Source organism: Massilia endophytica (genome assembly GCF_021165955.1).
Lineage (GTDB): Bacteria > Pseudomonadota > Gammaproteobacteria > Burkholderiales > Burkholderiaceae_D > Rugamonas > Rugamonas endophytica.
Genome location: NZ_CP088952.1, coordinates 3,894,635 through 3,906,702, shown reverse-complemented (window position 1 = coordinate 3,906,702; position 12,068 = coordinate 3,894,635). Strand labels below are relative to the sequence as shown.

Sequence of the window (12,068 nt, the reverse complement as noted above, 5' to 3'; positions counted from 1 at the left end):
CGAGTTGCTTAATTGGGGACAGACCCCTTTAAGAAATTTTTTAATTTCTTAAAGGGGTCTGTCCCCAATTAAGCAACTTTTTTCGCGGTAGAATGGAGCAATGTCTGTTCAAGAAAACCGCTTCCTGTTTATCGCTACGGCTGTTTCCGTGGCGGCCCATGCGGCACTGCTGACTGTGCATTTCGTGGCGCCGAAAGAGTTCAAGATCGAGCCCACCGATCCCAGCCTGGAAGTCATCCTCGTCAATGCCAAGCACGCGCAGAAGCCGCTGAAGGCCGAGGCGCTGGCGCAGGCGAATCTGGACGGCGGCGGCAACGCCGATGCGGGCCGAGCCAAGTCGCCCCTGCCGGACATGCGCAAGATGGAGACCGGCGATTCCGTCAAGGCCGCCAAGCGCCGCATCCAGGAACTGGAGCAGCTGCAGAAAAACCTGCTGACCCAGGTGGCGAAGACTACCCCCTATCGCGCTTCCCCGGTCACGGAGAAGTCGAAGCCCGATCCCACGCCCACGGGCGCCGACCTGATAGAGAGCAGCAAGGCCATCGCCCGCATGACGGCCGAGATCACCCAGACCATCGAGGACCAGAACAAGCGGCCCAAGCGCACCTACATCACGCCCAGCACGCGCGAGGTGGGCTATGCCATGTATTACAAGCAGCTGCAGCGCCGCATCGAAGAGATCGGCACGCTGAACTTCCCGCAGAAAAACGGCCGCAAGCTGTATGGCGAACTGGTGGTGATGATTCCCATCTTCCAGGACGGCAGTATCTACATGAAGGAGGGCGGGGCGCGCATCCAGTCGAGCTCGGGCAATCCGGCCCTGGACGAGGCGGCCCTGGCCATCGTGCGCCGCGCGGCGCCTTTCGGCAAGTTCCCGCCCAATATGCTGTCCAGCGACCGCGACGACCTCTGGGTCATCATCACCCGCTTCAAGTTCACGCGCGAGGAAAAACTGGAAACGAATCTCGGAGGCTCGAACTGATGGACCGCTACTGCGTTTTCGGCAACCCCATCGCCCACAGCAAGTCGCCCGAGATCCACGCCGCCTTTGCCGCGCAAACGGGGCAGCAGCTGAGCTACGAGAAACGCCTGGCGCCGCTGGACGGCTTCGCCCAGGCTGTGCAGGACTTCATCGCCGAAGGCGGCAAGGGCGCCAACGTGACCCTGCCTTTCAAGCTGGAGGCCCACGCCCTGGCCGATGCGCTCACCGTGCGCGCCCAGGCCGCCGGCGCCGTCAACACCCTGCTCTTCGGAGCGGACGGCATCGTCGGCGACAACACCGATGGCGCCGGTCTCGTGGCCGACATCACCCGCAATGCCGGCGTACCGCTGGCGGGCAAGCGCGTGCTGCTGCTGGGTGCTGGGGGCGCGGCGCGGGGCGCGGTGCTGCCTATCCTGGAGCACCGGCCGTCCGCCATGGTGATCGCCAACCGCACCGTGGCCAATGCCGAGGCCCTCGTACAGCAGTTCTCCGCATTGGCGGGCACGGGCGTGCTCTCGGCCAGCGCCTTCGAGGCGCTGCAGGGCAGCTTCGATATCGTCATTAATGCCACATCGGCCAGCCTGAATGCGGCCCTCCCGCCCATTCCGGCCACAGTATTTCACCAAGGAACGCTCGCATTGGATATGATGTACGGAAAGGAACCGACCGTCTTCATGCAGTTTGCGGCTGAACACGGCGCCACCGTCCGCGATGGGCTCGGCATGCTGGTCGAACAGGCCGCCGAGGCCTTCCAGGGCTGGCGCGGCGTGCGGCCAGAAACGTCGGCGTTATTGGTGCAAATGCGTTCAAAACTATGACAAAAGCGCGCAAGTCGCCCGGCCGCTGGAGCTGGGTGAAGTGGCTGTTCATCATTCCCATTGTCCTGTTTGCGGCCGTTCAGGCCTATTTTTTCGTTCAGATCTGGTGGTGGGTAGACCATAACCCTTCCATGACGGCCTTCATGCGCGAGCAGCAGTCGGCCCTGCGCGAGAAGAATCCCAAGGCCAATATCCAGCAGCAGTGGGTGCCCTACAAGCAGATCTCCAACAACCTGAAGCGCGCCATTATCGCCTCGGAGGACGCCAATTTCAGCGACCACGAAGGGGTGGACTGGGACGCGCTGGAGAAGGCGTACGAGCGCAACCAGAAAAGCAAAAAGGTGACCCACGGCGGCTCGACCATCACGCAACAGCTGGCAAAGAACCTCTTTCTGTCGGGATCGCGCAGCTATCTGCGCAAAGGCCAGGAGCTGATCATCACCTATATGCTCGAATCGCTCATGGATAAGCAGCGCATTTTCGAGATCTACCTGAACGTGGTGGAGTTCGGCAAAGGCATCTTCGGCGCGGAGGCGGCGGCAAAGCACTATTACGGCATTCCGGCGGCGCGCCTGAATGCACCCCAGGCCGCCAAGCTGGCCGTCATGCTGCCCAATCCCCGCTATTACGACGCCCACCGCGACACGAATTACCTGAACCGGCGCACCGCCACCATCCTCAAGCGCATGAATTCAGCCGACCTGCCCCGTTAAGGAGAACACTATGCTGCGCCGACAATCCGGAATTAGCCTCGTCATGGTTGCTGTGCTCATGGGCGGCCTGGCTTTCCTGGCCATGGTGGCCATGATGTCCATGCGCCACGAGAAGAACTACTTTGCCGTAGGCCTGGACAAGGTGCTGGGCAAGTCGGCCGCCGTGGCCACCGCGGTGGCGCCGGAAGCGGCCGCGCCTGCCGCCGAGCCCCTGCGCAAGTGCGTGATCGACGGTAGAACCGTGGTCTCGAACGTGGAATGCGGCCAGCGCGGACGCAAGATCGATATCCACGAGTCGCGCGGCATCGAGTCGCCCAAGGTGCCCGATACCCATCCCTCGGAGGATGCCGCGGCGGCCATGCGCGAAAAAATGATCGAAAAGGCGGCGCGCTAGACAAAAAGTGGCGCGGCGGGGTGGTCTGGCCCCGCGCTTTGCGGGTACACTTGCGCTGTTTCGTTCCCACCGTCGGCTGAGAGTGCCTATGATTAATGTCTTCGTATTACAAAACGGCCGGCTCAACCAGGTGCCTATTGAGACGCGCGAAGATCTGGAACAAGTGGCGCCGGTGTGGGTCGACCTGACGGACCCGACCGATGATGAACGCGCCTGGGTCAAGGCCATCTATGGCGTGATCCTGCCGGGCGAAGACGAAGTCAAGGATATCGAGGCTTCGGCCCGCTACTACGAAGCCGAAAACGGCGACCTCCACCTGCGCACCGACTTCCTGCTGGAAGAAGACGACGGCCCCTCCCGCGTGGTGACAGTTGCGTTCATCCTCGCCAAAAAGATGCTCTTCTCCGTTCATACGGACGATTTGCCGGTGTTCCGCCTGGTGCGCATGCGCGCCCGCTCGCGCCCCGGCTCCATCGCCGACTACATGGACGTGCTGCTCGACCTGTACGCGACGGACGCCGAATATTCGGCAGATGCGCTGGAAGGCATCTACCAGAAGCTGGAAGAGGTTTCAGGCCGGGTGCTGCAGGAACAGTTCACCGACAAGGACGCGGCGGACGCCCTGAGCGCCATCGCCCACGAGGAAGACTTGAACGGCCGCATCCGCCGCAATATGATGGACACGCGCCGCGCGGTCAGCTTCCTGATGCGGGGCCGCCTGCTCAATTCCGAGCAGTTCGAGGAGGCGCGCCAGATTCTGCGCGACATCGAATCGCTGGACGGCCACACGTCTTTCCTTTTCGATAAGATCAACTTCCTGATGGATGCCACCGTCGGCTTCATCAACATTAACCAGAACAAGATCATCAAGATCTTCTCGGTGGCGTCCGTGGCCTTCCTGCCGCCAACCCTGATCGCCAGCGTCTACGGCATGAACTTCGACTTCATGCCGGAGCTGAAGTGGAGCTTCGGCTACGGCTGGGCCTGGGGCCTGATGGTGGCGAGCGCCATCGCCCCCTTCCTCTATTTCCGGCACCGGGGCTGGCTCAAATAAGAAAAAGCGGCGCAAGCCGCTTTTTTTATTCCTCGCGTTTCAGGTTGAGGAAAATATTCGCGGCAAAGGCGAGGACCGAAGCGGCCACGGTGAATTCCGATGCGACCAGTACCGGAACAATCTGCATATTCCCCGTCAGGAAAATCGTCGCCAGCGCCGCCATCATCACCGGCAGCCCGATATTCATCAGCCAGAAGTGGGCCTTGGCCAGTTTGCTGAGGCCTGCCTTTGGAAATACGGTGTAAATTAGGCCGGCCAGGGCCAGCGTTGTCCAGCCCAGCAGGTTGACGTGGGCATGCACTGGACGCAGGGTAAAGTCGCGCGTCGCGCCCATCATCATTCCCATTACCACCCCGACGATTAAGTACAGTACGGACAGCTTGATCCAATTGATCCCTTGTGCGGATTTGGTTTGCATGATCTCTCCCGGATTACGTTGTTGTAAGAGCCGCCGATTCTAGGGATCGAACTTCATCGAATTGTCGTGCAATTGTCCTCTTACGAAATTTTTAAGGTAGGCATGCCAGGATCTGATGCGATCGCGCCAGAAGCTGGCGCGTTTTCCTTGTCAGGACGTCACAAACATGCCGAATACGGCAGCCGCCATGACCGCAACGCCCAGCCAGCCGAGCATGCGGTGCCGCCGGGTCAGCGTGAACCGGCCCATGACACGCGGGCTCTGCGCCATCAATACCATCACGGCCATGATGGGCACGGCAATTACCCCATTGATCTGCGCCGACCACACGAGCGCTTTAACGGGATCGACCGGTGCAAAATCCAGCGCCATTCCGCCAATCGTCGCCAGCGAAATAATGGCGTAGAACTCGCGCGCCTCCAGGATTTTCAAATTCAGGCCGCTCTTCCATTTAAAGCTTTCCGTCACCGCATAAGCTGCGGAACCGGCGAGAACGGGAATGGCAAGCATACCGGTGCCAATAATGCCGAGCGCAAAAATCCAGAAGGCGAATTCTCCCGCAATCGGCCGCAAGGCTTCCGCCGCCTGCGAGGAGCTCTGAATATCGCGGATGCCGTGCGCGCCCAATGTCGCGGCGGCGGTCACGATAATGAAGAAGGCCACGAGATTGGAGAAGCCCATGCCGATGAGGGTATCGAGCTTGATCCGGCGCAGGTGGCTTCCCGCCTTGGCCGGGTCGCGCAGCAGGCCGGGCGTTGCGCTGTCGCGCAGCTCCTCCACCTCCTGCGAGGCCTGCCAGAAGAAGAGATAGGGTGAAATGGTCGTGCCCAGCACGGCGACCACCATGCCCAGGGACTCGCCGTTCCAGGCCACCTCGGGCAGCACCGTGGAGCGGATGACGTCGGACCAGGACAGCTGGACTGCAAATACGGTTGCCACATAGGCAAGCAGCCCCAGCGTCAGCCATTTCAGCATGCGCACATAGCTGCGGTAGGGCAGGAAGATCTGCAGGCTCAGGCAGATAAAGCCGCAGGCCAGGGAGTAGATGTGGGCGCTGCCCACCCCCGCGACCAGCCGCAGCGCCTCGCCCATGGCCGCGATATCGGCCGCGATATTGATCATGTTGGCTATGAGAAGCAGCAGCACGATGCCGTAGAGCAGGGCGGGCGAGTAGGCGCGGCGGATGTTGGCCGCCAGGCCGCGCCTGGTCACAAGGCCGATGCGGGCCGAGACCAGCTGGATGCCCACCATCAGCGGATAGGTCAGCACCACCGTCCACAGCATGTTGAAACCGAACTGGGCTCCGGCCTGGGAATAGGTGGCGATGCCGGATGGATCGTCGTCCGCCGCGCCGGTGATGAGGCCGGGGCCGAGCGCCTTGACGGCGTCGTGACGGGAGAGGTGCTTGAGGAATTTCATGGTTCCGGTCCGTGCATGGGCGCACGCAGCCGGAACGAAGGCCGGCCTGCTAGCGCAAGGTGGTAGAGGGAGTTGTCATAGCGGAACGGAGTGTAGCAGCGGGGAGGGCCGGGAAAGTGTCGATGTTGTTACATTAAGCATTGCTTAAGGCAGGGCGGGCCCGGCGCCCGCCTTGCGTCCGTTTACTTCAGCGACGCAAACACCTTGCGTGCCGCGGCGATGGTGGCATCGATCACCGCGTCGTCGTGCTGCGCCGAGACGAAGCCCGCCTCGAAGGCCGCAGGGGCGAAGTAGACGCCTTCATCCAGCATGGCGTGGAAGAAGACATTGAACTTCGCGCGGTCGCCCGCCATCATTTCCGCGTAATTGCGCGGCGGCTCGGCACTGAAATACAGGCCGAACATGCCGCCTTCGTAGTCCGCGCAGAAGGTCACGCCAGCCTCGCGCGCGGCCGCCGTCATGCCTTCGGCCAGGCGCTTCGCGCTGGCGGTGAGCTTGTCGTAGAAGCCCGGCTGCTGGATCAGCTTCAGCGTGGTCATGCCCGCCGCCACCGCCACCGGATTGCCGGACAGCGTGCCCGCCTGGTACACGGCGCCCAGCGGCGCCATCTTCTCCATCAGGTCCTTGCGTCCGCCGAAGGCCGCCACCGGCATGCCGCCGCCGATCACCTTGCCCAGCGCCGTCAGGTCCGGCTTGATGCCGTAGAGGGCCTGAGCGCCGCCCAGGCCAACGCGGAAGCCGCACATCACTTCGTCGAAGATCAGGATGGCCCCATGGCGCGTGCAGAGGTCGCGCAGGGCCTGCAGGAACTCGGGCGTGGCCTTGATCAGGTTCATATTGCCCGCCACCGGCTCCACGATCACGCAGGCGATCTCCTTGCCGTAGGACGCGAAGGCCTCTTCGATCTGGGCCACATTGTTATAGTCCAGCACCAGGGTGTGCTTCACGAAATCTTCCGGCACGCCCGCGGAGGTGGGGTTGCCGAAGGTGAGCAGGCCGCTGCCCGCCTTCACCAGCAGGGAGTCGGCGTGGCCGTGGTAGCAGCCCTCGAACTTCACGATCTTGTCGCGGCCCGTGGCGCCGCGCGCCAGGCGCAGCGCGCTCATGGTCGCCTCGGTCCCGGAGGAGACCAGGCGCACCTGTTCGATGGAGGGCACCAGGCGGCAGATCTCTTCGGCCATTTCGATCTCGCCCTCGGTGGGCGCGCCGAAGGACAGGCCGCGCGCAGCCGCATCCTGCACTGCCTTCACCACTTCGGGATGGGCGTGGCCGACGATGGCCGGGCCCCAGGAACCGATGTAGTCGATATAGCGCTTGCCGTCCGCATCGTAGAAGTAGGGGCCGTCGGCGTGGGTGATGAAGCGCGGCGTGCCGCCCACCGAACGGAAGGCGCGCACCGGCGAGTTGACCCCGCCGGGCGTGGTTTTCTGGGCGCGTTCAAACAGCGTATCGTTCTTCGAGATAGTCATGGATTCAGCTTATTGCATTTGAAAGAAGGGATTCGGCACGAACTTGCCCATGCCGTAGCGGCGCGCATGCGACAGCGCGCCGTGCGTGAATTGTTCCGCCAGCTCCACGGCCTGCGGCGCATCCGCGCCTTGCGCCATGTAAGCGGCGATGGCGGCCGACAGCGCGCCGCCGCAGCCGATGAAAGGCCCGGCCAGGTGGCGCCAGGGATCGTGCCGCAGCACGCCGCCATCGCCGTAGAGGGTATTGGCGCGCAGGGAGCTGTCGCTGCGGCCCACGTGCGCCTGCGTGCCGGTCACCAGTACGTATTCGCAGCCAAGGTCGATCAGGTGCTGCGCGTCGTCGGCCACGGTTTCTCCATTGGCGGGATCGCGCCACGTTTCCGCCAGGCGGCCCAGTTCAACCTGCGACAGCATCACCAGCGTGGCCTGCGGCACCAGCAGCTGGCGCAGCACCGTCAGCAGTTCTTCGGGGTCTTCCTCCTCCGGCAGCTGCGGCAGCTGGGAGCTGAAGGGATCGAGAATCAGGGGCGCATCGGGGTAGTCCGACACCACTTCGGCGATCGAGGAGATATGCTCCATATTGTCCACCGCGCCGATCTTGAAGGCGGACACCTGCACGTCTTCCAGCACCACGCGGGCCTGGTCGGACACCCAGTCCGGCTCCACGTGCTGCTGGTCCTCCACGCGCGCGCTGTCGCCGATCAGCAACGCCGTGGTCACGGCCATGCCCTGGCAGCGCAGGGCGGAAAACACGGCCAGGTCGGCATGCACGCCGATGGCGCCGACCGGGTCGGCGGGACCGAATGTCAGGATGAGTGGTGAAGTTTGGTTTTGCACGGCGGGTAGATTAAGATACCTGATTCGGCATTTTACTTGATTGAGGAAGGCAGAACGTGAGCAGCAACGATACCCAGGAGTTCAAGAGCTGGATGTGCCTTATTTGCGGCTGGATCTACGACGAAGAGGCCGGCCTGCCCGATGAAGGCATCCCGCCCGGCACCCGCTGGGCCGACGTGCCGATGAACTGGACCTGCCCGGAATGCGGCGCCCGCAAGGACGACTTCGAGATGGTGGCGCTGTAATATTGGCAAGTCCCGCACGTCTGCGGGCGTGCCGCCGCTGAGCTGCCCCCTGTGCTATCGTACGGCAAAACAGGTGGACTTATATGACGACTACGCCGCAAGCGCCCGGTTTGAAGATCATGGTGATCGACGATAGCAGCACCATCCGCCGCTCCGCCGAGATTTTCCTCACCCAGGCCGGCTACCAGGTGCTGCTGGCCGAAGACGGCTTCGACGCCCTGGCCAAGATCAACGACCATCACCCGGATCTCGTGTTCTGCGACATCCTCATGCCGCGCCTGGACGGCTACCAGACCTGCGCCCTGATCAAGAAGAGCGCGAAATTCCATGCCACGCCCGTGCTCATGCTCTCCTCCAAGGACGGCCTGTTCGACCGCGCGCGCGGCGCCATGGTGGGCTCCTCGGCCTACCTCACCAAACCCTTTACCAAAGACAGCCTGCTGGCGGCCGTGCGCGAGCATACCGGCGCCGCGGCGGGCGCATAGGACCGCCGTATGCCCATCCACAAGATCCTCATCGTCGATGACTCGCCCACCGAGCGCTATTACCTGAGCGACATCCTGGTGCGCAACGGCTACCAGGTCACGACGGCGGAAAGCGGCGAGGAAGCGCTCAGCAAAATCAAGGCCAGCAAGCCGGAACTGATCCTGATGGACGTGGTGATGCCGGGCGCGAACGGCTTCCAGGTCACGCGTTCCATCGCGCGCGACCCGGAACTGCAGGACGTGCCGGTCATCATCTGCTCCAGCAAGAACCAGGAAACGGACAAGATCTGGGGCCTGCGCCAGGGCGCGCGCGACTATCTCGTCAAGCCCGTGGACGCGGCCGAGCTGCTGTCCCGCATTGCGGCCCTCGGCTGAACGATGAACGGCGAGCCGCACGATAACGACACCAAACCCGGCGGCGCCGAACGCCGCAGCCGCCTGCGCCAGTACCAGGTGCAGCTGCTGGAACGCATGCAGGCCGCGAAGAGCGGCGAGCGCCTGCCCGACCGCGCCCTGGGCCTCGATATCGGGGGACGGCACTATCTGCTGGACCTGACGCAGGTGGGCGAGATCGTGCCGCTGCAGGCCGCCACGCCCGTGCCGCTCACGCAGGACTGGTATCTGGGCCTGGCCAATATCCGCGGCAGTCTCACCGGCGTGATCGACCTTGCGCGCTACGAGGGCCGGGAGCCGCTGGCGGCGGGCATGGAGGCGCGCCTGCTCAGCTTCGCGCCGTCCCTGGGCTTCAACTGCGCCCTGCTGGCCAGCCGCGTGCTGGGCCTGCGCAAGCCCGAGGACATGGCGGAGCAGCCGGACGACGAAGCAGCGCCGCCCTGGCGCCGCCAGCAGTGGCGCGACGCGGAGGGCCAGCTCTGGCAGCGGCTCGACCTGGCGCAGCTCGTGCGTGAACCCCGCTTTCTGCAAGTCGGTCTGTAGCGCCGGCCTTTTAACCGAGGAATGGACCCGATGGCATTCACCTTGTTTTCACGCGGCGCAGGCAGGAATACTTATGAGGCGCCCGATTCGCAGTTCGCCGACGCCGAGCTTCCGCCGCTGGACGACGGCGCGCCCCTGCGCCTGCGCGACGCGCTGCGCCGCCGAGGCAGGGAGGGCGCGCCTGCGGACACCGGGCCCGGATTCAAGCTGCCGCTCATCGGCCATCTGCCGCCGCAGCGCCAGCTTAGCTATCTCATCACCACGCTGGCCGTGAGCCTCGCCCTCAGCGCGGGCTTGGTGGCGTTCAACGGCCACCACAGCGCCGTGAAGGCGGCGCGCACCCAGCTTGCAGGCGACGCGCTCATGCACTCGCAGCGCCTGGGCAAGGCCGCGCCCAACGCCGTGCAGGGGAATGCCGACGCTTTCCGCCAGCTGGAGGAAAGCCGCAATGAACTGAACCGCGATCTGGGCCTCATGGTGGAAGGCGGCCTGTATCGCACGCGCAGCGTCGGCAGCCCCTCCGCGGGCCAGCTGGAGAAGGCGCGCGCCGCCCGCCAGCGCTGGACCGCTTCGGACAAGGCGGCCGGCACCATCCTTTCGCTGCGGGCGGAGCTGTCCATCATGGAGCAGACCTTGCGCAAGCTGAATGCCATGTCGCCGGACCTGCTGGCGCTGACCGAGGAGATTGCAAGCCTCAAGCTCCAGCACGGAGGCAGCGCGCGCGAGCAGGCAGCCCTGGGCCGCCTCACCATGCTCACCCAGCGCATGAGCCGCAGCGCCGGCGAATTCCTCGGCGCGGGCGGCATCAGCTCGGAAACCGCCTTCCAGCTGGGGCGCGACGTGACCGTGTTCCGCACCACGGTGGACGCCTTCCTGAACGGCAGCGATACCCTGCAGATCGCCCCGGCGCGCGACCCCGAGCTGCGCCAGCGGCTCACTGCGCTCAAGACCCAGTTCGAGGACTATCAGGCCCTGGCGGCGCAGATCCTCGACCGCACCGACAAATTCATCGCCGCGCGCAGCGCGGAGCGGCTGATCTTCAGCCAGAACGAAAGCCTGCGCCAGGGCCTTGCCGATCTGCTGGAGTCCTACCGCAACGAGCAGGATTCGCTGGACTACACTTTCTGGCTCATGGTGGCGGGCGGCATGCTGACCCTGCTGACCGGCGCCGCCATCGGCCGCGTGCTGCTGCAGGACTCGCACAATCGCGCGCGCGGCGCGGAACGGCGGCGCAAGGAAGCCGAGGCCCAGCGCCTGCAGGCGCAGAGCAAAGAGGAAGAAGCGAAGGCGGAGCACGACAAGGCGCAGGCCGCGATCCTGCGCCTGATGAACGAGCTGCAGGAAGTGGCGGACGGCGACCTCACGGTGCAGGCCACCGTTTCCGAGGACATCACGGGCGCCATCGCCGACTCCGTGAACTACACGGTCGAAGAGCTGCGCGGCCTGGTGGGCCGCGTCACCGTAACGGCCGAACAGGTCACGGCGGCTTCCACGCACGCGCAGGGAATCTCCAGCGACCTGCTGCTGGCATCGCAGCAGCAGTCGCGCGAGATCCAGGACGCCAGCGCCACCGTGCTGAAAATGGCGCAGGAGATTACCGACGTTTCGCGCTCCGCTTCCGAATCGGCGGACGTGGCGCGCCAGTCCGTGGCTGCAGCGCGCCAGGGCGCAACGGCGGTGCAGAATGCCATCAGCGGCATGCACGAGATCCGCGACCAGATCCAGGAGACCTCCAAGCGTATCAAGCGCCTTGGCGAATCCTCGCAGGAGATCGGCGAGATCACCGAGCTCATTTCCGACATCACGGAGCAGACCAATGTGCTGGCGCTGAACGCGGCTATCCAGGCCGCATCCGCCGGGGAGGCGGGGCGCGGCTTCTCCGTGGTGGCCGAAGAGGTGCAGCGCCTGGCCGAACGCTCGGCGGAGGCGGCCAAGCAGATCGGCGCGCTGGTGCGCACCATCCAGACCGATACGCATGACGCGGTGGCCGCCATGGAGCGCTCTACCCAGGGCGTGGTGGAAGGCGCCAGGCTGTCGGACGCCGCTGGCGCCGCGCTGGAGGATATCTCGCAGGTGTCGAACCGCCTCGCTGAACTGATCCAGGGCATTTCGCTGGCCACCGGCATGCAGGCCACGTCCGCCAATGGCGTGGCCCAGAACATCCAGCATATCCTGCAGGTGACGGAACAGGCGCAGGACGGCACGCAGCAGACCGCGCAGTCGGTGCGCAAGCTCTCGGTGCTGGCGCAGGAATTGAAAAACTCGGTATCGCGCTTCCGCATCACCAACTGAGGCCCC

General features: G+C 64.4%; 14 protein-coding genes. 10 read left to right on the top strand and 4 right to left on the bottom strand.

Annotated features, from left to right (window positions below; all coding sequences use genetic code 11):
- The first annotated feature begins 100 nt into the window (after positions 1–100).
- The 5 genes from LSQ66_RS17890 to corA all read left to right on the top strand — a co-directional run bounded on the left by LSQ66_RS17890 (position 101) and on the right by corA (position 3,961).
- Positions 101–982 (top strand): TonB family protein, encoded by an 882-nt coding sequence (locus LSQ66_RS17890; protein WP_231766541.1) that lies wholly within the window; start codon positions 101–103, stop codon positions 980–982.
- Positions 982–1,800, top strand: a complete 819-nt coding sequence (aroE, locus tag LSQ66_RS17885) for a shikimate dehydrogenase (protein WP_231766540.1) — start codon at positions 982–984, stop codon at positions 1,798–1,800. The genes LSQ66_RS17890 and aroE overlap by 1 nt, the downstream gene beginning before the upstream one ends.
- The gene (gene mtgA, locus LSQ66_RS17880; protein ID WP_231766539.1) at positions 1,797–2,513 is read left to right on the top strand and encodes a monofunctional biosynthetic peptidoglycan transglycosylase; all 717 of its coding nucleotides are present in this window, start codon (positions 1,797–1,799) and stop codon (positions 2,511–2,513) included. Before aroE ends, mtgA begins: the two co-directional genes overlap by 4 nt.
- A gap of 10 nt (positions 2,514–2,523) precedes the next feature.
- Complete coding sequence (locus tag LSQ66_RS17875) at positions 2,524–2,907, top strand: DUF4124 domain-containing protein (protein WP_231766538.1); 384 nt, start codon at positions 2,524–2,526, stop codon at positions 2,905–2,907.
- An 88-nt stretch (positions 2,908–2,995) separates the two neighbouring features.
- A complete protein-coding gene (gene corA / locus LSQ66_RS17870; protein ID WP_231766537.1) occupies positions 2,996–3,961 on the top strand; it encodes a magnesium/cobalt transporter CorA in 966 nt (321 codons plus the stop codon).
- A 25-nt stretch (positions 3,962–3,986) separates the two neighbouring features.
- Here the strand turns inward: corA and LSQ66_RS17865 are convergent, their stop codons facing one another.
- From LSQ66_RS17865 to thiD, 4 genes are all read right to left on the bottom strand, one after another.
- Positions 3,987–4,379, bottom strand: coding sequence for a cbb3-type cytochrome c oxidase subunit I (locus LSQ66_RS17865; RefSeq protein WP_231766536.1), 393 nt, complete (start codon positions 4,377–4,379; stop codon positions 3,987–3,989).
- A 150-nt stretch (positions 4,380–4,529) separates the two neighbouring features.
- A complete protein-coding gene (locus LSQ66_RS17860) occupies positions 4,530–5,798 on the bottom strand; it encodes an NRAMP family divalent metal transporter (protein WP_231766535.1) in 1,269 nt (422 codons plus the stop codon).
- 182 nt (positions 5,799–5,980) lie between these two features.
- Complete coding sequence (hemL, locus tag LSQ66_RS17855) at positions 5,981–7,267, bottom strand: glutamate-1-semialdehyde 2,1-aminomutase (protein ID WP_231766534.1); 1,287 nt, start codon at positions 7,265–7,267, stop codon at positions 5,981–5,983.
- Positions 7,268–7,276: 9 nt separating this feature from the next.
- Entirely contained in the window at positions 7,277–8,104 is an 828-nt protein-coding gene (gene thiD / locus LSQ66_RS17850) for a bifunctional hydroxymethylpyrimidine kinase/phosphomethylpyrimidine kinase (protein WP_231766533.1), read from the bottom strand.
- A 92-nt stretch (positions 8,105–8,196) separates the two neighbouring features.
- On the opposite strand from thiD, the gene LSQ66_RS17845 reads away from it, so the two are divergent.
- From LSQ66_RS17845 to LSQ66_RS17825, 5 genes are all read left to right on the top strand, one after another.
- Positions 8,197–8,349: a rubredoxin gene (locus tag LSQ66_RS17845; RefSeq protein ID WP_231770144.1), complete on the top strand. Its 153-nt coding sequence runs from the start codon at positions 8,197–8,199 to the stop codon at positions 8,347–8,349.
- An 83-nt stretch (positions 8,350–8,432) separates the two neighbouring features.
- Positions 8,433–8,834 carry a response regulator gene (locus LSQ66_RS17840; protein ID WP_231766532.1) on the top strand — a complete coding sequence of 134 codons (402 nt, stop codon included), beginning with the start codon at positions 8,433–8,435 and terminating at the stop codon, positions 8,832–8,834.
- Positions 8,835–8,843: 9 nt separating this feature from the next.
- Positions 8,844–9,209, top strand: a complete 366-nt coding sequence (locus LSQ66_RS17835) for a response regulator (RefSeq protein ID WP_269449098.1) — start codon at positions 8,844–8,846, stop codon at positions 9,207–9,209.
- 3 nt (positions 9,210–9,212) lie between these two features.
- Complete coding sequence (locus LSQ66_RS17830; protein ID WP_231766531.1) at positions 9,213–9,770, top strand: chemotaxis protein CheW; 558 nt, start codon at positions 9,213–9,215, stop codon at positions 9,768–9,770.
- 30 nt (positions 9,771–9,800) lie between these two features.
- Complete coding sequence (locus tag LSQ66_RS17825; RefSeq protein WP_231766530.1) at positions 9,801–12,062, top strand: methyl-accepting chemotaxis protein; 2,262 nt, start codon at positions 9,801–9,803, stop codon at positions 12,060–12,062.
- Positions 12,063–12,068 lie beyond the last annotated feature (6 nt).

Excerpts from the sequence above, each read along its gene's own strand:
- LSQ66_RS17890 (WP_231766541.1), top strand. The coding sequence starts at position 101 with ATGTCTGTTCAAGAAAACCGCTTCCTGTTTATCGCTACGGCTGTTTCC.
- aroE (WP_231766540.1), top strand. The coding sequence starts at position 982 with ATGGACCGCTACTGCGTTTTCGGCAACCCCATCGCCCACAGCAAGTCG.
- mtgA (WP_231766539.1), top strand. The coding sequence starts at position 1,797 with ATGACAAAAGCGCGCAAGTCGCCCGGCCGCTGGAGCTGGGTGAAGTGG.
- LSQ66_RS17875 (WP_231766538.1), top strand. The coding sequence starts at position 2,524 with ATGCTGCGCCGACAATCCGGAATTAGCCTCGTCATGGTTGCTGTGCTC.
- corA (WP_231766537.1), top strand. The coding sequence starts at position 2,996 with ATGATTAATGTCTTCGTATTACAAAACGGCCGGCTCAACCAGGTGCCT.
- LSQ66_RS17865 (WP_231766536.1), bottom strand. The coding sequence starts at position 4,379 with ATGCAAACCAAATCCGCACAAGGGATCAATTGGATCAAGCTGTCCGTA.
- LSQ66_RS17860 (WP_231766535.1), bottom strand. The coding sequence starts at position 5,798 with ATGAAATTCCTCAAGCACCTCTCCCGTCACGACGCCGTCAAGGCGCTC.
- hemL (WP_231766534.1), bottom strand. The coding sequence starts at position 7,267 with ATGACTATCTCGAAGAACGATACGCTGTTTGAACGCGCCCAGAAAACC.
- LSQ66_RS17845 (WP_231770144.1), top strand. The coding sequence starts at position 8,197 with ATGTGCCTTATTTGCGGCTGGATCTACGACGAAGAGGCCGGCCTGCCC.
- LSQ66_RS17840 (WP_231766532.1), top strand. The coding sequence starts at position 8,433 with ATGACGACTACGCCGCAAGCGCCCGGTTTGAAGATCATGGTGATCGAC.
- LSQ66_RS17835 (WP_269449098.1), top strand. The coding sequence starts at position 8,844 with ATGCCCATCCACAAGATCCTCATCGTCGATGACTCGCCCACCGAGCGC.
- LSQ66_RS17830 (WP_231766531.1), top strand. The coding sequence starts at position 9,213 with ATGAACGGCGAGCCGCACGATAACGACACCAAACCCGGCGGCGCCGAA.
- LSQ66_RS17825 (WP_231766530.1), top strand. The coding sequence starts at position 9,801 with ATGGCATTCACCTTGTTTTCACGCGGCGCAGGCAGGAATACTTATGAG.